The 21,181-nt window shown below is 67.1% G+C and carries 23 protein-coding genes; 8 read left to right on the plus strand and 15 right to left on the minus strand.

The window, feature by feature from the left end:
* Window positions 1–37: 37 nt before the first annotated feature.
* Complete coding sequence (locus tag FAZ98_RS23165) at window positions 38–244, plus strand: hypothetical protein (protein ID WP_158954454.1); 207 nt, start codon at window positions 38–40, stop codon at window positions 242–244.
* Window positions 245–275: 31 nt separating this feature from the next.
* On the opposite strand, the gene FAZ98_RS23170 is transcribed toward FAZ98_RS23165, so the two are convergent.
* Window positions 276–1,097, minus strand: a complete 822-nt coding sequence (locus FAZ98_RS23170) for a polysaccharide deacetylase family protein (protein WP_158956417.1) — start codon at window positions 1,095–1,097, stop codon at window positions 276–278.
* Window positions 1,098–1,138: 41 nt separating this feature from the next.
* Entirely contained in the window at window positions 1,139–2,257 is a 1,119-nt protein-coding gene (locus FAZ98_RS23175) for a glycosyltransferase (protein ID WP_158954456.1), read from the minus strand.
* Window positions 2,258–2,743: 486 nt separating this feature from the next.
* Between FAZ98_RS23175 and FAZ98_RS23180 the strand changes: the two genes are divergently transcribed.
* The 5 genes from FAZ98_RS23180 to FAZ98_RS23200 all read left to right on the plus strand — a co-directional run bounded on the left by FAZ98_RS23180 (window position 2,744) and on the right by FAZ98_RS23200 (window position 9,697).
* The gene (locus FAZ98_RS23180; protein ID WP_158954458.1) at window positions 2,744–3,646 is read left to right on the plus strand and encodes a DUF3034 family protein; all 903 of its coding nucleotides are present in this window, start codon (window positions 2,744–2,746) and stop codon (window positions 3,644–3,646) included.
* 50 nt (window positions 3,647–3,696) lie between these two features.
* A complete protein-coding gene (locus tag FAZ98_RS23185) occupies window positions 3,697–4,092 on the plus strand; it encodes a group I truncated hemoglobin (RefSeq protein WP_233272889.1) in 396 nt (131 codons plus the stop codon).
* A gap of 6 nt (window positions 4,093–4,098) precedes the next feature.
* Window positions 4,099–4,719 carry a methylamine utilization protein gene (locus FAZ98_RS23190; protein WP_233272890.1) on the plus strand — a complete coding sequence of 207 codons (621 nt, stop codon included), beginning with the start codon at window positions 4,099–4,101 and terminating at the stop codon, window positions 4,717–4,719.
* Window positions 4,720–4,730: 11 nt separating this feature from the next.
* On the plus strand, window positions 4,731–7,052 hold the full coding sequence (locus FAZ98_RS23195; RefSeq protein WP_158954460.1) for a putative bifunctional diguanylate cyclase/phosphodiesterase: 2,322 nt from the start codon (window positions 4,731–4,733) through the stop codon (window positions 7,050–7,052).
* Between the two features lie 134 nt (window positions 7,053–7,186).
* Window positions 7,187–9,697, plus strand: coding sequence for an ATP-binding protein (locus tag FAZ98_RS23200; protein ID WP_158954462.1), 2,511 nt, complete (start codon window positions 7,187–7,189; stop codon window positions 9,695–9,697).
* A gap of 38 nt (window positions 9,698–9,735) precedes the next feature.
* Here the strand turns inward: FAZ98_RS23200 and FAZ98_RS23205 are convergent, their stop codons facing one another.
* The 13 genes from FAZ98_RS23205 to FAZ98_RS23265 form a co-directional block, all read right to left on the minus strand.
* On the minus strand, window positions 9,736–10,080 hold the full coding sequence (locus FAZ98_RS23205) for a DUF3088 domain-containing protein (protein ID WP_158954464.1): 345 nt from the start codon (window positions 10,078–10,080) through the stop codon (window positions 9,736–9,738).
* Between the two features lie 263 nt (window positions 10,081–10,343).
* Window positions 10,344–11,048: a maleate cis-trans isomerase family protein gene (locus FAZ98_RS23210; RefSeq protein WP_158954466.1), complete on the minus strand. Its 705-nt coding sequence runs from the start codon at window positions 11,046–11,048 to the stop codon at window positions 10,344–10,346.
* Window positions 11,049–11,083: 35 nt separating this feature from the next.
* Window positions 11,084–11,785, minus strand: a complete 702-nt coding sequence (locus FAZ98_RS23215) for a hypothetical protein (RefSeq protein ID WP_158954468.1) — start codon at window positions 11,783–11,785, stop codon at window positions 11,084–11,086.
* A gap of 29 nt (window positions 11,786–11,814) precedes the next feature.
* Window positions 11,815–12,864: an asparaginase gene (locus tag FAZ98_RS23220; protein WP_233272891.1), complete on the minus strand. Its 1,050-nt coding sequence runs from the start codon at window positions 12,862–12,864 to the stop codon at window positions 11,815–11,817.
* Between the two features lie 41 nt (window positions 12,865–12,905).
* A complete protein-coding gene (locus FAZ98_RS23225; protein WP_158954472.1) occupies window positions 12,906–13,331 on the minus strand; it encodes a non-heme iron oxygenase ferredoxin subunit in 426 nt (141 codons plus the stop codon).
* Window positions 13,328–14,266: a dihydroorotate dehydrogenase gene (locus FAZ98_RS23230; protein WP_158954474.1), complete on the minus strand. Its 939-nt coding sequence runs from the start codon at window positions 14,264–14,266 to the stop codon at window positions 13,328–13,330. Before FAZ98_RS23230 ends, FAZ98_RS23225 begins: the two co-directional genes overlap by 4 nt.
* Window positions 14,260–15,129: a dihydroorotate dehydrogenase electron transfer subunit gene (locus FAZ98_RS23235; RefSeq protein WP_158954476.1), complete on the minus strand. Its 870-nt coding sequence runs from the start codon at window positions 15,127–15,129 to the stop codon at window positions 14,260–14,262. Before FAZ98_RS23235 ends, FAZ98_RS23230 begins: the two co-directional genes overlap by 7 nt.
* Window positions 15,126–15,767, minus strand: coding sequence for a nuclear transport factor 2 family protein (locus FAZ98_RS23240; protein ID WP_158954478.1), 642 nt, complete (start codon window positions 15,765–15,767; stop codon window positions 15,126–15,128). Before FAZ98_RS23240 ends, FAZ98_RS23235 begins: the two co-directional genes overlap by 4 nt.
* Complete coding sequence (locus tag FAZ98_RS23245; RefSeq protein ID WP_158954480.1) at window positions 15,764–17,083, minus strand: NAD(P)/FAD-dependent oxidoreductase; 1,320 nt, start codon at window positions 17,081–17,083, stop codon at window positions 15,764–15,766. The genes FAZ98_RS23240 and FAZ98_RS23245 overlap by 4 nt, the downstream gene beginning before the upstream one ends.
* Before the next feature lie 9 nt (window positions 17,084–17,092).
* Window positions 17,093–17,443: a cupin domain-containing protein gene (locus FAZ98_RS23250; RefSeq protein WP_158954482.1), complete on the minus strand. Its 351-nt coding sequence runs from the start codon at window positions 17,441–17,443 to the stop codon at window positions 17,093–17,095.
* Between the two features lie 9 nt (window positions 17,444–17,452).
* Window positions 17,453–17,860, minus strand: a complete 408-nt coding sequence (locus FAZ98_RS23255) for a cupin domain-containing protein (protein ID WP_158954484.1) — start codon at window positions 17,858–17,860, stop codon at window positions 17,453–17,455.
* A gap of 29 nt (window positions 17,861–17,889) precedes the next feature.
* Complete coding sequence (locus FAZ98_RS23260) at window positions 17,890–18,312, minus strand: hypothetical protein (RefSeq protein ID WP_233272892.1); 423 nt, start codon at window positions 18,310–18,312, stop codon at window positions 17,890–17,892.
* A 21-nt stretch (window positions 18,313–18,333) separates the two neighbouring features.
* Window positions 18,334–19,641 (minus strand): aromatic ring-hydroxylating oxygenase subunit alpha, encoded by a 1,308-nt coding sequence (locus FAZ98_RS23265; protein WP_233272893.1) that lies wholly within the window; start codon window positions 19,639–19,641, stop codon window positions 18,334–18,336.
* Between the two features lie 137 nt (window positions 19,642–19,778).
* Here FAZ98_RS23265 and FAZ98_RS23270 point away from each other — a divergent pair, with 137 nt between their 5' ends.
* A complete protein-coding gene (locus tag FAZ98_RS23270) occupies window positions 19,779–20,429 on the plus strand; it encodes a TetR/AcrR family transcriptional regulator (protein WP_158954486.1) in 651 nt (216 codons plus the stop codon).
* Between the two features lie 47 nt (window positions 20,430–20,476).
* Window positions 20,477–21,067 carry a TetR/AcrR family transcriptional regulator gene (locus FAZ98_RS23275; RefSeq protein ID WP_158954488.1) on the plus strand — a complete coding sequence of 197 codons (591 nt, stop codon included), beginning with the start codon at window positions 20,477–20,479 and terminating at the stop codon, window positions 21,065–21,067.
* The last annotated feature ends 114 nt before the right edge of the window (window positions 21,068–21,181 follow it).

Genomic DNA, 21,181 nt, shown 5'->3' on the forward strand with positions numbered 1-21,181 from the left:
CTCATCGAGCGAAGCGCCAGACAGCGACGACCCGGCCATGAAAGTCAGAAAGCAGCATCAACGTAGACAATTGCGGATTTTCCGCGCGCCCAGCGGGCAATGGGCCGGGCGCGTGACGGACGGCACGAGCCAGGTGGCGGGCGTGGCCGGCTGCGAAACGCCCGGCGACGTGCAGCGCCTCACCGGCATTCCCGAGCAGGATGTGGAGATCGACCCGACCGGGCACGACACGCCGGATCGCTGACGCGCGGCGTCTCTGGCACCGCGCGCCGGAGTTAGCGCTTGATGCGCAGATACGCGCGGCTGAGCGCCGGCCTGGTGTGCACCCAGAGCCGCGACGCGAGCCACGACACCGGCCGGTCGCGCACTTCGAGCCGCGAAATCGAGCGCGGCTCGCTGGTTGCCCCGCTGCCCGCCTCGTGGGCGCGCGCATGCCGATAATTCGGCCCCACCTCGCAGGTGTAGAGATGACGAAAGCCCGCCTGCGCCGCGGCGCTCACGTAGTCGTCGTCGTAATAGCCTTGCGGCCAGCACAGATGATCCGAAGCCACGCCGAACCTCGCCCGCAACGTCGCGCGCGAGTCGAGCAGATCGCGCGCGAGCCAGGCGCGTTTTTCCTGCGGATTCGCGGCCACCTTGTCCCAGCGCACGTGCGAATGCGTATGGCTGTGAAACTCGAAGGTGCCGCTCGCGCGCATCGCCTCGATTTCCGACCAGCGCAGAATCGCGCGATCGGTTTCACCGATGTCGATGGCCGCTTCGCCCGCGTGATGGTCGAGCAAAGGCGGCAGCGCGCCGCCCGAGCCCGCATGCGCGCGCGGCGGCCCTTCGCCGGGCCAGCTCGTCACCAGAAAGCAGAGTGCCGTCTGGCCATGCGCCTTCAGCACGGGATACGCGTGCACCCAGTTGTCGAGATAGCCGTCGTCGAAGGTGAGCACGACCGACTTTTCCGGCAGCGGCTCGCCCGCGAACCAGGCCGCGAGCTGCGCGCCGCCCACGGTGCGATAACCGGCCTTCGCGAGCCACGCCATCTGCGCCGCGAAATGTTCGGGCGACACCGTGATCATGCCCGGCGCGGTGCTGACATGGTGATACATGAGCACCGGCACGACGCGCGCGCCGGCTGGCGTTTTGCGAATCACGTCGCGGTCCGCCAGCGGCGGCTCGCCGACGCCTGCCGTTCCGCGAGACCGCGGCGGTAGAAGTCGACGGTCTCGCTCGCCATGATGTCCACCGTGAAGTGGCCGTCGGTGCGCGCGAGCCCCGCGGCGCCGAAGCGCGCGCGCAGCGGCGCGTCGTCGGCGAGACGCGCGATCGCGGCGCTCAGCGCTGGCACGTCCTTCGCGGGCACGAGCAGGCCGTTCACGCCGTCGTCGATCAGCTCGGGCACGCCGTCCACGTTCGTGCCGATCACGGGCAACCCCATCGCCATCGCTTCGATAAACGCCTGGCCCAGCGCTTCCTGGTGCGTGGGCAGCACGAACAGATCGCAGCCGCGCAGCACGTTGTTCACGTCCTTGCGGAAGCCGAGCAGATGAATGCGATGCGTGAGGCCCAGTTCGGCGACGGTGGCCTCGATGCGCTCGAACTCCTGGCCGTTGCCGACCATCACCACGTGCAGATGCGGGCGCTCGATCATGAGCGGGCGCACCGCGGCGATGAGTTCGTCGTGGCCCTTCTTGCCGCGCATGATGGCGACCATGCCCGCGATCACGGCTTCCGGCCCGAGGCCGAGTTCGTCGCGCAGCGTGGAATGCGCGATGGGCGCGGGCGGGTGGATGCCGTCGTAGACGGTTTCCACGCGGCCTTCGTGCACGCCCGCCGAGATCAGGTAGTCGCGCACGTAGCGGCTCACCGCGATCACCTTGTGCGGGAAGCGGTTGTAGGTGGCCAGCGACGTGATGGGCAGCGCGAGATGGCGCGTGCGCACGATCAGCGGCGTCCCGGCGAGACGCCCCGCCATGCCCGCGACGAGACTGTCGTGGCCGCTGTGGGTATTCAGGACGTCGAACTGACCGCGCGCGAGCAGCGCGCGGATCTTCAGCATCGAGCGCACGTCGCAACCCGAGCGAATGCGCGCGTGATGCACCGTGAAGCCTTCGGCCTGCGAACGCGTGCCGAGCACCGCGTCGGCGGGACACACGAGTTCGATGTGATGACCGAGCGCACGCAACGCGATCATCTCCTTCAGCGTACGCACTTCCTGCCCGCCCCACCCCCGCGACGACTCGCTGTGGAGAATGCTCAATGCCTTCATGTACTGCTTGCCTCCCTGGCAATCCAAGACTAAACGGCTGTGGGGCTTGTAATTGTTGGTAATAATTACCTCGGCATGCTCCCTTTCAACGCGACCGGTCGCGGCGCATCTCGGGACAGCAGGCTGCTAAACGGCTGGAAAGATCCTCTAGCGGGGCCCGAAGCGGGTAATTTGTTCCATTAACGACCTTACCTTGCAACGCGTTGACAAAATTGTTTCCGATTTTTACTGCATCTTACGCTTTATGCATATCGCCACAGGGCATTTTTTCGCGCAAACGTTTGGCCTGGGGATTGCCTGCAACACCCCGCAATACGCCATTCAAATCGCTTAAGTTCGCATCGCATGCAACCGTAAACACCGGAATGCGCGGCCGGATTCGAAAGCGCTAGTTTCTTTTCGCGCAAGGCTCGCCGCGTCGTCGTACGAGGCACTCCCCACGCCGGAAGGGATTCGATCTACCGCTTTTTGAGTGCCCTTTCACCCATGCGTTTGATTCGCTCCACCACGAGCCTCGCGGGCGTGGTCTCGGCCGCCCTCGTTGCCCTCTCGTCCGGCGCCCACGCCGACGAACCGCCCGTCGTGCCGCTCACCGGCGGCAAGCTGCTGCTGACCGGCGGCGTGTCGGAAGTCGAAGGCGCGGCGGGCGGCGGCCTCACGCCGTGGGCCGTCATCGGCGGCTACGACACGGCCCAGCAGGTCGGCGGCAACGTGCACGGCACCTACGTGCACACCCAGGATTTCGCGCTCGACACGTATGGCGCGACCCTCGGCGTGGCCAATCGCGTGGAGTTCTCCGTGGCCCGCCAGAGCTTCGACACGCGCGATGCCGGCGCCAAGCTCGGCCTCGGTCAAAATTTCCGCTTCTATCAGGACATCGTGGGCGTGAAGGTGCGCGTGCTCGGCGAGGCGGTGCTCGACCAGGACACGTGGGTGCCGCAGATCGCGGCGGGCATTCAGTTCAAGCACAACGAGCAGGGCGACATCGTCAAGGCGGTGGGCGCCGCGAGCAATTCGGGCACCGACTTCTATGTCTCGGCGACCAAGCTGCTGCTCGCGCAAAGCATCCTGCTGAACGCCACGCTGCGCTTCACCAAGGCGAACCAGTTCGGCCTGCTCGGCTTCGGCGGCGACAAGTCGAATGCGTATCACCCGGAGTTCGAGTCGTCGGTGGCGTATCTGCTCTCGAAGAACGTCGCGCTCGGCGCGGAATACCGCACCAAACCGGACAACCTGTCGTTCGCGCGCGAACAAAACGCCTACGACGCCTTCGTTGCGTGGGCGCCCAACAAGCATGTCTCGCTGACGCTCGCGTATCTGTCGCTCGGCGATATCGCCACTTTCCGAAGCCAGCGCGGCGTGTATGCCTCGCTGCAAGCGGGGTTCTGATGATGAAGCTGCGCCACGCCGCTCTTGCGGCCTCCCTGATCGCCGCGTGCATGAGCACCGCGTTCGTGAGCGCCGACGCGCGCGCCGACGACGCGCTGTATCGCCAGTTCGGCGAACAGCCCGGTCTCACGAAGATCGTCGACGACTTCTACGACACGCTGCTCGCCGACCCGCGCACCGCGCCCTACTTCGAAAACGCGCCCATCAAGCGCATCAAGACCAAGCTGGTCGAGCAGCTGTGCGTGCTGCTCGGCGGACCGTGCGTGTACACGGGCCGCACCATGAAGCGCTCGCACGAAGGGCACGCCATCGACCGCGCGGCCTTCGACGCGCTGGTCGAGGACCTGCAATCCGCCATGGACAGGAACGGCGTGCCATTCCATGCGCAGAACAAGCTGCTGGCCAAGCTCGCGCCCATGTATCGCGACATTCAGGACCGCGAGTAAATCACCATGAAGATGTCTGTTGCCATGCGTTCTCTTTCCGTTCTTCTCGGCGCGCTCGCGTTCTCGGCGGGCGTCGCGCACGCCGCGAACGTGCAGGTGCAGGTGGTCGACCAGGCCGGCGCGCCCGTGAGCGACGCCGTGATCTACGCGGTGCCGGTGAGCGGCAAGCTGCCCGCGACCAAACCCGCGCCCGCCGTGATCGACCAGGTGAAGCGCGAATTCGTGCCGCTCGTGAGCGTCGTGCAGACGGGCGCCTCGGTCAGCTTCCCGAACAAGGACAACATCGAGCACGACGTGTACTCGTTCTCGTCGCCCAAGCGTTTCGAGCTGAACCTGTATCACGGCGTTCCGGCCAAGCCGGTGGTGTTCGACAAGCCCGGCCTCGTGGTGATGGGCTGCAATATCCACGACAACATGGTGGCTTACCTGTTGATCGTCGATACCCCGTGGTTCGCCAAAACGGACGCGAAAGGCACGGCCACGCTCGCCAACCTGCCGCCCGACGCGTACAGGCTGGTCGCCTGGAGCTACCGGCAGTCGGACGCGAACGCGCAACCCACGCAGAAGCTGACCGTGAGCGCCGACAGCGCCGCGCGCTTCGCCATGCAACTGAAGCCCGCCGATTAGGAGTGTTCGTCATGCGCCTTCACAGCCTGCGTGCGCGCATCGCGCTCGTCTTCGTGGTCCTGATGCTGGTTGCGCAGGCTGCGGCGTATGTCGTCATCAATTCGGTCATCGTGAACAACGCGCACCGCGGCGCGGCCGAGCAGATCGCCGTGGCCGAGCGCGTGTTCGAGCAGGTGTTGCGCAGCAACAGCGAACAGTTGACGCAAGCCGCGAGCGTGGCCGCCGCCGACTTCGGCTTTCGCCAGGCCGTGGCCACGCACGACAACAAGACGGTCGTCTCCGCGTTGCAGAATCACGGCGACCGCATTCACGCCGACGTGGTCATGCTCGTCGACCTCGACAACAAGCTCATCGCCGACAGCAGCGGCGTGGGCCACGAAGGCGAGGCGTTTCCGTTCCCGAACCTGATCCGCTCGGTCGCGCGCAAGGGCGACGCGTCCTCGTTCGGCATGATCGCCGGCAAGCCGTATCAGCTCGTGGCGGTGCCCGTGAAGGCGCCCATCACGATCGCGTGGGTGGTGATGGGGTTCGCCATCGACGACAACCTCGCGCGCGAAATGAGTTCGCTCACCTCGCTCGACATCTCGTTCCTCGCGGTGAACAGCGCGGGCGGCTGGCACGTGCTCGCGAGTTCGCTGCCCGACGGGGCGCGCGGCGCGCTCAAGAATCAGCAGCAACTCGCCGACCAGGGCTACGTCACGCGGCTCGTGCGGCTGCATTCGGAAGGCCGCACGGTGGCGGTGCTGCTGCAGCGCTCGCTGCACGAAGCGCTCGAACCGTATCACCGGTTGCAGACCACGCTCGTGGTCATCACCGTGCTCGGCGTGCTGGTTTCGATCATCGGCAGCGTGCTCACCGCGCGTTCCGTCACGCGCCCGCTCGCGGCGCTCACCGAGTTCTCGCAGCGTATCGGCGAAGGCGATTACGCGGAGCCGCTCAAGATCACCAAACGCGACGAACTCGGCCAGCTCGCGCACGCGTTCAATCGCATGCAGGACGGCATCGCGGAGCGCGAGCGGCGTATCACCGAACTCGCGTACATGGACGGGCTGACCGGCCTGCCCAATCGCGCGCTGTTCAACGACCGCCTCCAGCAGGCGGTCGCGGCCGCGCGGCGCAACGGCACGCCGCTCGCCGTGATGATGATGGACCTCGACCGCTTCAAGTACGTGAACGACTCGCTGGGCCACCCGATCGGCGACATGCTGCTGTGCGAAGTGGGCAAGCGCCTGCGCGGCGCGCTGCATCGCGAGACCGACACCGTGGCGCGCCTCGGCGGCGACGAATTCGCCGTGCTGCTGCCGACCGATAATCTCGACGCCGCGCGCCTGATCGCCACGCGCATCCTGCGCACGCTCGAGCAACCGATCACGATCGAAGGCCAGCTCGTGGACGTGGGCGCGAGCATCGGCATCGTCACGCTGCCCGAGCACGGCACCGACATGAACGTGCTGCTGCGCCGCGCCGACATCGCCATGTACGTGGCGAAACGTTCGAATCTCGGCTTCACGCCCTACGACGAGCGCCACGATCACAGCAGCGCCGAGCGCCTTTCGCTGATGAGCGAGCTGCGCCAGGCCGTGGAGCACGACCAGCTCACGCTCTACTATCAGCCGAAGGTCGATCTCTCCACGCATCGCGTGAAATACGTGGAAGCGCTGGTGCGCTGGGAACATCCCACGCGCGGCTTCGTCGCGCCCGATCAGTTCATTCCGTTCGCCGAGCAGACCGGCTATATCAAGACCATCACGCGCTGGGTCGCCGACAAGGCCATCGAGCAATGCGCCGCCTGGCGCGCGCAAGGCATCGACCTGGAGGTGTCGGTCAACGTGTCCGCGCGCGAGCTGATTCACTCGTCGCTGCCGGAAATGTTCATGTCGCTGCTCGAAAAGCACGGCGTGCCGCCCGCGTGGATCTGGATCGAGATCACCGAAAGCGCGATCATGGACGACCCGAATCACGCGATCGAAACGCTCGACCGGCTGCACGCGCTCGGCATTCGCCTGTCCATCGACGACTTCGGCACGGGCTACTCCTCGCTGTCGTACCTCAAGCGTATGCCGGTGGACGAACTGAAGATCGACAAGTCGTTCGTGATGGGCATGCAACATCACAAGGACGACGAAACCATCGTGCGCTCGACCATCGACCTCGGCCACAACATGGGCCTGAAGGTGGTTGCCGAAGGCGTGGAGGACGAGGAATTGATGACGCGCCTGCGCACGCTGCGCTGCGATCTCGTGCAGGGCTATCACCTGAGCCGCCCGCTGCCGCCCGCCAAGCTGGAACTCTGGCTCAAGGGCTGGGAAGACGCCTGCGTGGAGACGGCCTGACGCGCAGCGCGCGCGCGTTGCAGCACGCGCGCTGTTCGACCGCGCAAACAGTGCGAAAATGTCGGTCTTGGCCGTTGCGCGACACGCTCGCGCGCGGCATCGGCACCTCGCCACCATGAACCTGCCTTCGCCGGATGACCATTTCCCTCGGCCCTGACCGCCGCCGCGCCGCGGCCCTCACGCGCTACGCCATTCTCGACACGCCGCCCGAAACGGCGTTCGACGACCTCGCCGGCCTCGCCGCGACCGTTTGCCGGACGAGCGCCGCGCTGGTGAGTTTTTTCGCCGGCGGCCACCTGTTCCTCAAGGCCGAACGCGGCGTGGGCGCGCGCGAGCTGCGGCTCGCCGACAACGCCGCCGCGACCCTGCTCGACGGCGACGTGTTCCAGTTCGCCGATCCGCACGGCCTGCCCTTTCTCGCCGATACCGCGCCGTGGCGCTTCTACGCGGGCGCGCCCATCACGACCGGCGACGGCGTGGCAATCGGCGCGATCGCGGTGCTCGACCGCACGCCGCGCAGCCTCGACGCGACCCAGCAGGACGCGCTGCGCGCCCTCGCGCGCCAGGCCATGGCGCTGCTCGAGGGCCGCTTCGCGGCGCAATCCGCCGAGGCCGAACGCGGCCGCTACGGCACGCTGTTCAACGCCATCGACGACGGCTTCTGCGTGATCGAATTCATCGACGGCCCGCACGGACCGCTCGGCGACTACGTGCATGTCGAGGCGAATTCCGGCTACGAGCGCCACAGCGGCATTCCGAACGTGGTGGGCAAGACGCTGCGCGAGATCGAGCCCGGCGAAGCCTCGGACCAGTGGGCCGCGCTGTACGGCGAAGTGCTGCGCACCGGCAGGCCCGCGCGTTTCGAGCAGTATTTCGTGAGTGCGGAACGCCATATCGAAGTCTCGGCCACGCGCGTCGAGCCGGCCAGCCTCCGGCGCGTCTCGGTGCTGTTCCGCGACATCGAAGCGCGCAAGAAAGCCGAAGCCGCCTTGCGCGCCAGCGAAGCGCTCGCGCGGCGCAACATCGAACGCGTGCAACTCGCGCTCGACGCGGGCGCGATTCTCGGCACCTGGCTCTGGGACATTCCCAACGACCGCCTGAGCGTGGACGACGCGTTCGTGCAGGCCTTCGGTATCGACCCATCGCTGGATCGCGGCAACCTGCGGATCGGCGACGCATTCGATAACGTCCACCCCGACGACCGCGCCGACCTCAAGGTCGCGATCAACGCCGTGCTCGACCATGGCGGCCAGTACGCGCATCAATACCGCGTGCGCCGCGCCGACGGCCGCTATTACTGGATTCAGGCCAACGGCCGCGTGGATCTCGGCGTGGACGGCACGCCGCTGCGCTTTCCGGGCGTGCTGCTCGACATCGAACCGCGCCGCGCGATGGAAGCCGAGCGCGATCGCGCGGCCGCCTCGCTGCGCGCGCTCAACGACACGCTGGAGCAACGCGTGGCGGCGCGCACGGCCGAACTGATGCGCGCCGAGGAACAACTGCGCCAGGCGCAGAAAATGGAAGCCGTGGGCCAGCTCACGGGCGGCCTCGCGCACGACTTCAACAACCTGCTGGCCGGCATTTCGGGCTGGCTGCAGGTGCTCTCCATGCGCCTGAGCCAGGGCCGTCTCGCCGACTTCGAAAAGTACGTGATGGCCGCGCAGGAGGCCGTGCGCCGCGCCGCCGCCCTCACGCACCGCCTGCTCGCGTTCTCGCGCCGCCAGACGCTCGACCCGCGCCCGACCGACGTCAACGCGCTGGTGAACGGCATGACCGACCTCGTGCAGCGCACGGTCGGGCCGGCCATCGTCGTGGAAGCCGTGGGCGCGGCCGATCTCTGGCCCGCGCTGGTCGATCCCGGCCAACTCGAAAACGCGCTGCTGAACCTCTGCATCAACGCGCGCGACGCCATGCCGGACGGCGGCCGCATCACGATCGAAACGGCCAACGAATGGCTCGAAGGCGAGGCCGCGAAGCAGCACGATCTGCCCGACGGCCCGTACCTCTCGCTGAGCGTCACCGATACCGGCACCGGCATGACGCCCGACGTCATCGCCAAAGCCTTCGATCCGTTCTTCACGACCAAGCCGATCGGCATGGGCACGGGGCTCGGGCTCTCGATGATCTACGGCTTCGCGCAACAGTCGGGCGGCCAGGCGAAACTGCAATCCACGCCGGGCCACGGCACCACGGCGCGCATCCTGCTGCCGCGCTATCGCGGCGAGGCGAGCCCGGTGCCGCTCGCTGCGCCGGACGGCCCGATCACGGGCACGAGCGCGGGCGAAACCGTGCTCGTCGTGGACGACGAACCGAGCGTGCGCGTACTGGTGTCGCACGTGCTCGAGGAACTCGGCTATACGGTGATCGAAGCGAACGACAGCGCGGCGGGCCTGAAGGTGCTGCGCTCGGACGTGCGCATCGACCTGCTGATCAGCGACGTGGGCCTGCCCGGCGGCATGAACGGCCGCCAGATGGCCGACGCGGGACGCCAGACGCGGCCCGACCTGCGCGTGCTGTTCATCACCGGCTACGCGGAGAGTTCGGTGATCGGCAACGATCAACTCGAACCGGGCATGCAACTGCTGACGAAACCGTTCGCGCTCGAAACGCTCACGGCGAAAGTGCGGCAACTCGTGGAACGCTGAGCGCTGCCGCGCGGCAGCGCCCTGCCGCCGGCACGGCCTCAATGCACTTTCGGAAACCCGTGGCGCTCGGCCAGTAGCGCGAGAATGCGCGGCGCGTCGTCCACGTAGTGAACGCCGCCGAGCGTCCGCGCGCCTTCGGGCAACGGATGTTCGTCGCCGAGCACGAGCACGGGCAAGCCCTGATGCGCCTCGTCCAGCACCTCGATCACCGCGGGCCGCGGGCGCGCGAACGGCACGCGCTTCACGTCGAGCCGCGCGACGCGTTCGGGCGCGCTCGCGAGCAGGCCTTCGATCGGCGCGCCATGCGGACAGATGAAACGTTCGCCCGGAAACGCCGGATCGGCGAAACCGGGTTCGAGCAGCAGCAACAGATCTCGTGTCATGGCGGATCGGCACTCCCTGGTTCGATGTGGACACGCGAATTGTCGCGGGCATCGGCCATGACGGCCACGAAGGAATCGATCGAAGGATAGGCGCCGACGCGCTAAGGACCGCGGCGCCGTGTGATACGCAGGCGCCGCTTGCGTGGCGCTTTTCGACGATGCGTGAGCGGACGGGTTTTCGCCGATCCGGAGGCGCCGCGCGGGCTTGACCGTTAGTAGCAATTCCACGCCGGCCGAGAATTCTCCTGCGCGGCTTTGCTTCTTCACTCGCCCAGCAACGTGCCGAACCCCAGCGACGGCGCGCGAATGCCCAGCTTGCGCAGGCAGTACCACAGCAGCGCGGCGTTGCTCGTGATCACCGGCTTTCCCACGGCTTTTTCGATCGGCTCGATCACGCCGCTCACGCGAATGCCCGCGCAACTGATCAACACGGCGTCGTATTCGCGCGGCAGGCGCGTGGCGAGGTCGAACCACACCTCGGGCGGCAACGTGCCCTGCTCGAACGGCGTGCCGCACGCGCGGCTCGCTTCGGCCACGACGTGCAAGCCGCGCTGCGCGAAAAACGTCTGCTCCGCCGCCACCACGTGCGCGCCGTAGGCCGTAACCAGACCGAGCCTGGTCGCGCCCAGCGCCTCGCAGGCGGCGAGCACGGCTTCAATTGTCGTGACGGCGCCGATGTTCGTCGCGGCCCGCACGCGGGCATTGATTGCCTCGACGCCGTTCACCACGCCGGCCGCCGTGCAGTTCGTCGCGATCAGGTCGACCCGCGCGTCGGCGAGCAGTTGCGCGTGCTGTTCGATATCGTCGATCAGCGTACGGTCGGACTCGATCGACGTGTCGCGAAACGGCAGGCGCGTGGTGAGGAACTGCACGCCCTCGGGCGCCATCGCCTGAATCTCGAAGTCGCATAAGCCGCCCGACGGATACAGATGACCGATGCGCGCGAGATGACCGAAACCGATGCTCATACCTGCCCCCGTTCGTGGGTGAAACGCGGCCCGCGTTACGCGAACACCTTCGTGCGCGTCGCCATCGGATGATGGATATTGCTGCCCTTGAACGGCGGGAATCGTTCGAAGTCCTGACGCATGGCGTGACGCACCGGCGAGTGCATCGCCTCGGTAATCGCCTGCGCGCTGTCGAACATCAGCTTGTTGCGCTGCATGTAATGCACGCGCGGCCACGGCATCGCGTCGAGCCAGTCGATGCGCGTGAAAATCTCGATCTCGCGCACGCCCGGAAAGTCGAACATGATCTGCGGATGATGCGTGAGGTAGTAATTGATCCACTCGTCGAAATCGAGCGCATGGCCGGGGTAATGCACGAGGAATTGACACGGCAGTGCGCCCGCGGGCACGCGCGCCTGCGCATCGGCAACCGGGAACGGCCGGCGCAGCATGGCCTGCTGTTCCACGCGGCAACCCGCGAGGCTGGGCAAACTGGCCGTGGCGAGTGCCTGCAGATGGCCGCCCTGCGCGATGGGCGCCTCGAGATCGAACACCGTGTCGTAGTCGAGCTGTATCGCGAAGATCGGCGAGGGGCCGTCCTGCGTGTAGAAGTCGTCGGCGGATTCGGGCGTGTAGAGACGCGAACGGCGCAGCGCGGGCGTGGTCTCGACAATAGCGGCAATGCGCTCCAGTTCGGCGGCCGAAATGCGCGCTGCCGGGTCCGTGTGCACCCAGGTCACGAGGTATGAGAACTGCATGATGCGAATGGCCTCCTTTGCCGCGGCGTTCACAACGCCAGCAGGATAGTTTGAATGGATTCGCGCCGCAGCGCTGGATCGTCGGACTGCGCGGCGGCCGAAGTCAGCGCGAGCATGAGCGCGATGCGCAGCTTGTGCGGCGCTAGGTCGCCGCCGGCGATCACCCCCTCGCGCGCGAGAAACGCCTGCGGCGGCACCACGCCGCGTGCCGCGCGGCTCGACTGCACGACCACCACGCCCGCTTCCACGGCCTTGCGGTACGCGGCCGCTTCTCCCGCCGCCGGACGCCCCGGCACGAGTCCCGCGCTGACGATGCCCGCCGTGCCCGCGGCCACGAGCGCGTCGATCGCCGCGCCATCGGCGCCCGCGTAGGACATGACGATATCCACGCGCGGCAGTTCGAATGGCGCCCCCGGTTCGAGCAACGCGCGCGAGAACCACGCGGTGCCGCTCTCGCCGCTCGCGCCAATTTTCGCGCTCGCGCCGCGCCGCCAACTGATGCGCGAGTCCGGTTCGATGCGCGCGAGCGGCCCGTAACCCGGCGCCTCGAACGCATTCAGCTCGAAGCTCGCCGCCTTGGTCACGTCACGCGGCGAAAACAGCCAGCCGTCCATGGCCACGAGCACGCCGTGCGCGGCGCTTTGCGGGTCGCGCGCCGCCGCGATCGCGCCGCGCAGATTCGCGGGCACGTCGCTGCCCGCGGTGTTGGCGGGCCGCTGCGCACCGGTGACGATCACCGGCTGGGGAACGTCGTGCACGAGTTGCAGGAACCACGCCGTTTCCTCGAGCGTGGCCGTGCCGTGCGTGACCACGAAGCCCGTGATGGACGGGTCCGCGAGCGCCGTGCGCTGGATCAGGCGCGCGAGTTCGACCCAGTCGGCGGGTTGAATCGCCACGCTGCCGAGGCTGCGAAACGTCACGGGCAAGAGTTCGACGTCGGGGGCGAGTTCGCCGAGCGTGGCGAGCAACGTGTCGATGGGATGCACCACGCCGCTTTCCGAATACTCGATCCAGTCGAACGGGCCGCGCGCGTGCATGGCGAACGTGCCGCCCGTGCCGATCACGGCAATCTTCGGCATGGCGCCGCGGGGCGTTTCAGTCGGTAAGGAAGCCATCGTTTTCAGCGGCTCAAGCGCACGTAGAGGTTGCCATCGTCCACACGCACGTCATGGCGGCGCGTGTCGCGCACGATGGGCGCGGTCGTGCCCTTGCCCGTGCGCACGTCGACGAGACCCGCATGCAGCGGACACTCGATCTCGTGGCCGTCGAGAAACCCTTCGCTCAGGAGCGCGTTGCCGTGCGTGCAGATGTCGTCGAGCGCGTGGATTTCGCCATCGACACGAAAGAGGCCCACTTTCACGGCGTCGATCGTAACGCCGAGACAGTCGTTCTCGCCGAAGCACGCGTCGAGCGCGCCGATCAGATGCCACGCCGCGGAACCGGCGTTCGCGGCGACCGCGCCGCTACTGGCGGCCACGGCATCGCTCGCACAAGCGGCCGCCTGCACGGTGCGGCCGCACACGGCGGCAATCGGAATGACTTTCATAGCGCGTAGTCCTTTTGCAAATTGACGACTTCGTGACGCTTCATCGCGCCGATCAGATCCGCGACGCGCGCAATGCCGCGTTCCTCGCAGAACGCGCGCATGCCGTCGATCACGCGCGGCATGGCGGTGGGCGTGATGAAGTTGGCCGTGCCGACCTGCACCGCCGTGCAGCCCGCGAGCATGAACTCGATGGCGTCTTCGGCCGAACCGATGCCGCCGCAGCCGATCACGGGAATCTCCACCGCTTCGGCGCATTGGTACGCCATGCGCAGGAGAATGGGCTTGGTGGCCGCGCCGGTCAGGCCGCCCATCACGTTCGCCACGCGCGGCTTGAACGTCTTCACGTCGATCGCCATGGCGAGAATCGCGTTGCTGCACACGAGCGCGTCGGCGCCGGCGGCCTGCGCGGCGAGCGCGACTTCGACCATGTTGCCCGCGTTCGGCGTCATCTTGACCCACACGGGAATACGCGTGCTCGACTTCATCGCGCTCACCACCTGATACGTGGCTTCCGGGTCCATGCCGAACGCCTTGCCGTTCTTCTTCAGGTTCGGGCACGACACGTTGGCCTCGATCGCCGCGATGCCGCTCGCGCCGAGGCGCGCCGCCAGCTCGCCGAATTCGGCCGCCGAATTCGCCGAAATACTGCCGACGATGGGCGGCGTATAGCGTTGATAAAACGGCACCGTGGTGTTGACGTAGTAGTCCGCGCCCTTGCTCGGAATGCCGATCGAGAACAGCGTGGCGTCCTTGAATTCGGCGACGCGCGGCGGCGGCACGCCTTCGCGGATATCGGCGGTGATCGTCTTGGTGACGATCGCGCCGAGACAGTTGAGATCGAACACGCGCGCGTTGCCGTCGGCGAAGGTGCCCGAGGCGGGCATGACGGGATTGGCGAGCGTGAGTCCGCCCACCTTGACGCTCAGATCTACCATGATGTCGTTTCCTGCAAGTCGAAGACGGGGCCGTCCCAGCACACGCGCCGGAAGGTCAGACGGTCGGAATCCGCGCGTTCGCGGAACGGGCGCACGCACGCGTAGCACGAACCGATGCCGCAGCCCATGTGCTGCTCGATGGCGGTCTGGCCCGCCACCCGCCACGTTTTGCCGAGCTTTTGCAGCAGCATCAGCAAGCGGTTCGAGCCGCAGGTGGAAAGAAAGTCGAACGGCGTTTGCGCGTGCAGCGCCTCGAGCTGCGCTTCGAGGCGCGCGGGGTCGCTGCTGCCGTCTTCGTCGGTGACGATATGCACGGCCGCGCCCACTTCGCGCAGGCGCTCGGCCGACATCACCAGCGCCGGGCTGCGCGCGCTCAATACGGCCGTCACGCGCGCGCCCTGCGCGATCGCATGGGCGGCGAGCGGCGATAGCGTGGCGAGACCCACGCCGCGCGCGACCAGCAGCACGTGGCGCGTGCCCGCGGGCAAGGCGAAACCGCGCCCGAGCGGCCCGAGCGCATCGAGCGTGTCGCCGGGTTGCAGCGTGGCCAGGCCTTGCGTGCCCGTGCCCTGCACCTTGTAGAGAAACTCGACGGTGCGCGCGGCGGAATCGGCGCCGTAGACGCTCATCGGCCGGCGCAGGAACGACGTGCCCGACGCGCCCGGCGGGCACGCGAGATGGAAGAACTGGCCCGGCTGCGCGCCCGCGGCGCCGGCGGGCGCGGCGACGATCATGTGCCGGTACTCGGCGTTCACGGGCGTGTTTTGCAGCACCTCGCACGCGTGTTCGGCAATGTCGAGCGCGGCGCTGCCGCAGCACGCATCGGTGTGAGTCGCGCACGGCGACGCAATGACTTCGGTCATGACTGGTTGTCCTCGGTGCGGGCGGCGCGTAACGCGTCGAGATCCGCGAAATTACCGGCGATCGGCAAAGGGCCGTCGGCCAGCGTCATCATGTGGAGCGTTTCGAATTTCATGTAGTGAATCCGCCACTGGCCGCTCGCTTCGCGCCGATAGTGCTCGGTCGTCACGGCGCCGAGCCAGACCGCGCCTGCGCTTGCGTTCTCATCGGCGTTCTCATCGGCATTCGCGTTGGCGCCTTCGCGCAGGGCGATCTGCGTCAGACGCCAGTTGGCCTGCGCTTCGCCGCGCGGCACGTCCACGTTCAAGGACGCGCTCACGTAGTAATGCATCGCGAAGCGCCACGGCGAGGCCAGAAACCAGCGCTCGATGGCCGCGCGCCCGACGAGATCGCCGCCGAAGCCGTTGCCGCCCGCCCACACAGCGTCTTCGGTGAAACAGGCGGCTTGCTGACGGGCGATGTCGGCGAGTGCCTCGCCTTCGAGCTTGCGGTAATCGCCGCTGTACTTGGCGTCCGCGAGCGCGCCGTAGTGCGCTTTGAGCGCGCGGATCGACTCGATCGCTTCGAGGCGTTCGACGCGCGCTTCCAGCGTGTCGTCCTGCGCGCGCGCGTTCGCCATTCCCATCGACACGACGTTCATGCGGCCAACTCCTTGAGCGGGATGCGCGGGTCGGCGAGCCGCGCGAGATCCACGGGCGCGGCGCTCGCCACGAGCTTTTCGAGGAAGCGCCGCTCGCGGCCCGCGTTTACGAGCACGCCCGCGACCACGCGGCCGTCGCGCACGCTCAGCGCCGCGCACGGTCCGGCGCCGGGCTCGCCGCGCAGCACGACTTCATCGCGCGCGTCGGGCTGGCCGACCACCTGAATGTTGTTGCCGAGCTGGTCGGTCCACATCCACGGCGTTTCGCGATACGGCTGCGCGCGCCCGACGATGGCCTGCGCGACCGCGAGCGCCTGGTTCTCGGCGTTACGCCACGTTTCCTGGCGCAAGCCGCCACGCTCGCCCGTGCTGTCGAGTACGTGCGCGACGTCGCCCACGGCGTAGAGCCACGGCGCGGCGGGACTGCGGCAGGTTTCGTCGACGTCGACGCCTTGCCGGCCGGCGAGCCCCGTGCCCGCGAGAAACGCCGGCGCGCAGTCCACGCCGATGGCGATCAGCACGGTGTCGGCGGCGAGGTCGAACGCTTCGCTGGCGACGTTTTCCGGCGCGAGCGGTTTGCAGCGCACGGCGTAACGGCCTGGCGACGCTTCCGCCGCTTCCGCTTCCTCTATCGCCTCGACGCCCACGCCCAGCTCCACGCGCACGCCGCGCGCACGATGCTCGCGCAGCAGCCACGCCGACATCGCCGGCGGCAGGCAGCGCGCGAGCACGCGCTCGCCCGCTTCCAGCACCGTGACAGGCACGCCCAGATCGAGCGCCGACGACGCCACTTCCATGCCGATCACGCCCGCGCCCACGATCACGAGACCGCGGCTTTCGCGCATTGCACGGCGCAGCGCGAGACTGTCGTCGACGGTACGCAGTACGTGCACGCCCGGCAGGTTCGCGCCGGGAATCGCGCCGTCGCGCGGCGCGCCGCCCGTGGCCACGACAAGACGATCGAACGGCACCTCCGCGCCGTTGGCCAGCGTGAGCACGCGTTGCGCGGCATCGAGCGCCACTACGCGTTCGTGCAGGCGCTCGACCCGCGCATCGCGCAACGCCGAAGGCTCCCAGAACGCCGCGGGCGCGAGCACGATGGGCGACGTGGCGATCTGCGGTTCGGCTTCGCACGTCAGCCATTCCTTCGAAAGCGCGGGCCGTTCGTACGGCGGGTGACGCTCGTCGCCGATCAGCGTGATGCGTCCCGCGAAACCCAGCGAAACGAGTTGCTGCACCACGCGTCCGCCCGCATGACCCGCGCCGACCACCACGACATGCAGCGCGTCACCGGTTTGCGATGGCTCTTGATTCATGACTCGACCTCACACGCTCGTGCCGGCGCGATACAGCACGCCCTTCGCGCCGAGGCACGTAAAGCGGCGCGGCTCGCGCGGCGGGATCAGGATCGCCTCGCCCGCAACGAGCCGGTAATGCTCGCCCGCCGCGTCGACATCGAACTCGCCTTCGAGAATCGCGACGACTTCCTCGCCGCGCGCATCCGCCGCTTCGTCGCGCACTTCGTGCGGCGCGAACACCGCGAATTCGGTGGTGAGCAACGCGCCTTCCGTGCGCAGCGTCTGACTCGCCGCCCGCGGATCGCGCCAGCGCTCGCCCGCCGCCACGTTGGTGCACTGCGCGATGCCGCCCGTCGTTACCTCAGCCTGGGAATTCATTCGCTTTCCTTACGATCGATTGGCGAGCGGGTAGTACGGCGTATCGTCCTGCGCGGCGTATTCCGCGCGCGCCGGCGACACCACGTTCAGCCGCATGCTCACGCCTTCCGCGCCGTAACGGTTCTTGCCGTAGTGGCTGAGCCCGGCGGGAATGATCATCGCGTCGCCTTGCGCGAGCGTACGCTCGACGTCGGGCGTATCCGGACGCACCTCGAATATCGAGCACGAGCCGAGCACCTGCAGCGACGCTTCCTCGCCGTGATCGTGCGCTTTCGCAGGCAGATTCGTCCCTTCCTGCTCGACGAACTTGATGACGGCCACGCTCATCGTCTCGCCAATCATCGTCTTCATGTAGAGGCCGTTTTCGACCACGGTCTTCAAGCCGTGATCGATGCCAAACACGCGGCATTTCGCCATATTTCTCTCCTTCGGATCAGGGCGGGCGCTTACGGCAACGGGCGCATCACGAACGACTCGTCGGCGCGAAAGCGCGCGGAGTCGTAACCGTCGATCACGGCCGGCTGGTTGTAGAACTCGATCGCGGGCGCGATCTCGGCGAGCGAGAGCAGCAGATACATCAGCGTCATCGCTTCGGGATGCTCCGCTAGCGTCGCGAGCGCATAGCCGTTCAGATAACCGACCACGTCGTCCACCTGCGGCAGGATCGCGTCGCGAAACGCGAGAATCGCTTCCATGCCCACGGCATGGCGCTGCGCGTTGCGCGCCGTTTCGGTTTCGAGCGCCCACGTCGCCACGAACGGCGCGAGCGATTCGAAACCCGCGGGCAAGGTGCGCGCCGCCGGCGTTGTCTTGCCGATCGCTTTTTCGCCGATGAAGGTGATCGTCTGCGTGAAATTACCGGTACTCATGTTCGCTTCCTCGATGTTTCGTTACGCGGCGCTGGCCGCGCCTTGCGCCAGCATGCGTTCGACCACGTGATACGCGTGGCGCACCAGCAGTTCGTTGTCCTGCAGCACCATGAACTTCTTCGCGCCGGTTTCGGCCGCGCGCTGCGTGCGTTCGAGCGTGCTGAAGTCTTCGAGCAGCACGTCGCGCAGCGCGACCTTCATGTATTCGAGGAAGAAGCGGCCGCCCGGCGTCGTCATTTCGGGGTAATACACGCGCGCGTCCACGAGCGTCTGGTTGTGCGAGATCGGCCGGAAGTTGTACGCCTGGCAATAGTTCGGGCGCAGCGACACATAGAAGTCCGGGAACACGATGTTCATGTCGAACAGCCAGTTCGGGCTTTGAGTCCAGTTCACGCCGGCGGGCAGCGCGTCCATCGGGAACGCGTGCTTCGCGCTGCCAATCCCCGCGCGCAGCGCGGCGGCCGCGATCGGGCGCTTCTGGCCTTGCTCCGACAACGCGTTCTGCGCGGCCGCGCCGCCCTCGGTCACGGCCTTCGGGTTGCCGTACACCGACTTCTGGTTGCCCGCCAGCGAGAGCCGGCGGTGAAACTCGCCGCACAGCGCGTCGAGGGGCGGCATGCTTTCGTCGCCGGTCTTGTCGATGGCGTCGGCGATCGAGTTGCCGTGCACGTACGCCACGTGATACGCCTCCTGGAACGCGTCGAGCGCGAGCTTCCAGTTGCAGTTCACCACTGTCTGCCAGCCGAAGCCCGCCGTGAGCTTGTCGAACGGAAAGCCTTCGATGTCGCCGAACATCGGCTTCATATAGTCGGCGAGCGACACGGCCGGATTCGGGTCCATGTTCACGAAGATAAAGCCTTCCCACACCTCGCACGCCACGCGCGACAAGCCGAACTGCTCGCGGTCGAGCCCGAAGAAGCACTTTTCGTCGGGCACGCCGGTGAGCTTGCCGTCGAGGTCGTAGGCCCAGCCGTGAAACTTGCAGAAGAACTTGCGGGTATTGCCGCACTTGTCGTAGACGATCTCGTTCATGCGGTGCGCACAGACGTTGTGCATCGCGCGAATCTCGCCCTGCCGGTTACGCACCACGATGATCGACGTATCGCACGCGGCAAGGTCTTTCACGAAGTAATCGCCCGCCTTCGGGATCTCCTCCACGCGGCCAACGTGCAGCCACGTCTTCTTGAAGATGTGTTCCTTCTCGCGCTCGTAGTACTCCGGCGAGATATACGGCTCGACCGGGATCGGGCCGGAGCCCAGCTCGGGATAACGGCCGGTCAGCGTGCCTGCCGGTGCGGGGACTTCGGGGGACAGCAAGGTCGTGGACACGATGGCATCACCTCAAAAACGAACATCGTTTAATAATGAATGGTATTCTGTTTTGGAAAAATTTGTCCGTCAAGACCTTTTGTCGATTTCGTGATGGCGCGCGACATTGGCGCGTCGTGGCGAACGGGAGCGAAACCATGAATCGCGGGAAACGGGAGCAGATCGCGCAGGCCGCGCTGGCGCTCTTTCAGGCGCAGGGCTTCACGGCGACGAAGATGGCGCAGATCGCGGCGGCCGCCGGTATGACGGCCGCGAATCTGTACGTGTATTTCGACTCGAAACTCGCGATCCTCTACGAGGTGTATCGCCCGTGGCTGCGCGCGCAACTCGACGCGCTGGGCGCGCAAGTGCGGGCGCAGCACGGCACGCACGCCCGGCTGCGGCGTTTGCTGGTGGGCTTGTGGCACGACATTCCGGGCGCCGACGCGAACTTCGCCAACGCGCTCATCGACGGTCTCGCGCAGCGGCCCGCGCGCGCCGAACCGTCGAGTGCGTTTCTGAACGAGGTGGAAGTGGCGGTGGGCGCGCTGCTGCGCGAATGCATCGGCATGGAGCACGGCGCACGCGTCTTGTGCGGCGACGAAGCGATGCTCTCGCGCCTCATCTGGATGGCGTTCGACGGCTTCGTCATCAACCGGCGGCTCGGCGACGTTCGCGACGTGGAAGCGGTTGCCTCGCTGATCGCGGCGCTCGTGCTCGACGCGGGACCGGGCGGCCCGCCGAACGGGGCGCGCAATGCGCCGCAAACCGCAGCCGGAGCGCGCGCCGGAGCGGGTCTGGCGGCTTGATAGAATGCCCCGAACCGATCACCGCCCTTCCATCAGAGAGCCTTCAAGTGCCGCAAATCAAAAAAGCCGTCAAGCGGGAAGCCATTTTGACGGCCGCGTTCAACGCCTTCAGCGAAAAGGGCTATTCCGCCACGACGATGACCGAAATCGCGCGCCTCGCGGGCACCACGGTCGCCAATCTGTACGTTTATTTCGACTCCAAGCTCGTGATCCTCTATGAGATCTACGAGCCGTGGTTGATCGAGCAACTGCACCGGTTGCGCAGCGAAGTGGCGCTGCTGAACGGCCCGCGCAAGAAGATCGAACGCATTCTCGCGGGCATCTGGGGCGACATTCCGGCCGCCGACAACGCCTTCGCGAACTCGCTGATCGACGCGCTCGCGAGCGCGCCCGCGGGCCTGGCCAAGCCCAACAACCTGCTGGTCTCGGTCGAGAATTTCCTCACGCAACTGCTCAAGGACGCGCTGCCCGCGGAGCGCATCGCGGCGCTGGGCGGCGACCTGTTCGCGCACGTGATCTGGATGGCGTTCGACGGCTTCGTGATCAACCAGCGCATTGGCGATCACCGCGACATCCAGCGCATCACCGCGCTCACCACCACGCTGCTGCTGGGCGAGGCGCCGCGCGAGTCCGCGTGACGGCATGACGGCGTGAAGTAACGCCAGCGCGATATCGAGCTGACATCGACGTGAGATTGGCGCAACGCTACGCCCCAGGATTTTCCCGAACCCCGCACAAATTTATTTTGAAAT

It is taken from the genome of Paraburkholderia acidisoli (assembly GCF_009789675.1).
GTDB classification, from domain to species: Bacteria; Pseudomonadota; Gammaproteobacteria; order Burkholderiales; family Burkholderiaceae; genus Paraburkholderia; species Paraburkholderia acidisoli.

Coding starts and splice junctions, on each gene's coding strand:
- FAZ98_RS23190 (WP_233272890.1), top strand. CDS start 4,099: ATGAAGATGTCTGTTGCCATGCGTTCTCTTTCCGTTCTTCTCGGCGCG.
- FAZ98_RS23270 (WP_158954486.1), top strand. CDS start 19,779: ATGAATCGCGGGAAACGGGAGCAGATCGCGCAGGCCGCGCTGGCGCTC.
- FAZ98_RS23255 (WP_158954484.1), bottom strand. CDS start 17,860: ATGGCGAAATGCCGCGTGTTTGGCATCGATCACGGCTTGAAGACCGTG.
- FAZ98_RS23165 (WP_158954454.1), top strand. CDS start 38: ATGAAAGTCAGAAAGCAGCATCAACGTAGACAATTGCGGATTTTCCGC.
- FAZ98_RS23215 (WP_158954468.1), bottom strand. CDS start 11,785: ATGCAGTTCTCATACCTCGTGACCTGGGTGCACACGGACCCGGCAGCG.
- FAZ98_RS23245 (WP_158954480.1), bottom strand. CDS start 17,083: ATGAATCAAGAGCCATCGCAAACCGGTGACGCGCTGCATGTCGTGGTG.
- FAZ98_RS23240 (WP_158954478.1), bottom strand. CDS start 15,767: ATGAACGTCGTGTCGATGGGAATGGCGAACGCGCGCGCGCAGGACGAC.
- FAZ98_RS23195 (WP_158954460.1), top strand. CDS start 4,731: ATGCGCCTTCACAGCCTGCGTGCGCGCATCGCGCTCGTCTTCGTGGTC.
- FAZ98_RS23210 (WP_158954466.1), bottom strand. CDS start 11,048: ATGAGCATCGGTTTCGGTCATCTCGCGCGCATCGGTCATCTGTATCCG.
- FAZ98_RS23175 (WP_158954456.1), bottom strand. CDS start 2,257: ATGAAGGCATTGAGCATTCTCCACAGCGAGTCGTCGCGGGGGTGGGGC.
- FAZ98_RS23225 (WP_158954472.1), bottom strand. CDS start 13,331: ATGAAAGTCATTCCGATTGCCGCCGTGTGCGGCCGCACCGTGCAGGCG.
- FAZ98_RS23250 (WP_158954482.1), bottom strand. CDS start 17,443: ATGAATTCCCAGGCTGAGGTAACGACGGGCGGCATCGCGCAGTGCACC.
- FAZ98_RS23170 (WP_158956417.1), bottom strand. CDS start 1,097: ATGTATCACCATGTCAGCACCGCGCCGGGCATGATCACGGTGTCGCCC.
- FAZ98_RS23185 (WP_233272889.1), top strand. CDS start 3,697: ATGAGCACCGCGTTCGTGAGCGCCGACGCGCGCGCCGACGACGCGCTG.
- FAZ98_RS23205 (WP_158954464.1), bottom strand. CDS start 10,080: ATGACACGAGATCTGTTGCTGCTGCTCGAACCCGGTTTCGCCGATCCG.
- FAZ98_RS23230 (WP_158954474.1), bottom strand. CDS start 14,266: ATGGTAGATCTGAGCGTCAAGGTGGGCGGACTCACGCTCGCCAATCCC.
- FAZ98_RS23260 (WP_233272892.1), bottom strand. CDS start 18,312: ATGAGTACCGGTAATTTCACGCAGACGATCACCTTCATCGGCGAAAAA.
- FAZ98_RS23180 (WP_158954458.1), top strand. CDS start 2,744: ATGCGTTTGATTCGCTCCACCACGAGCCTCGCGGGCGTGGTCTCGGCC.
- FAZ98_RS23235 (WP_158954476.1), bottom strand. CDS start 15,129: ATGACCGAAGTCATTGCGTCGCCGTGCGCGACTCACACCGATGCGTGC.
- FAZ98_RS23200 (WP_158954462.1), top strand. CDS start 7,187: ATGACCATTTCCCTCGGCCCTGACCGCCGCCGCGCCGCGGCCCTCACG.
- FAZ98_RS23220 (WP_233272891.1), bottom strand. CDS start 12,864: ATGCCGAAGATTGCCGTGATCGGCACGGGCGGCACGTTCGCCATGCAC.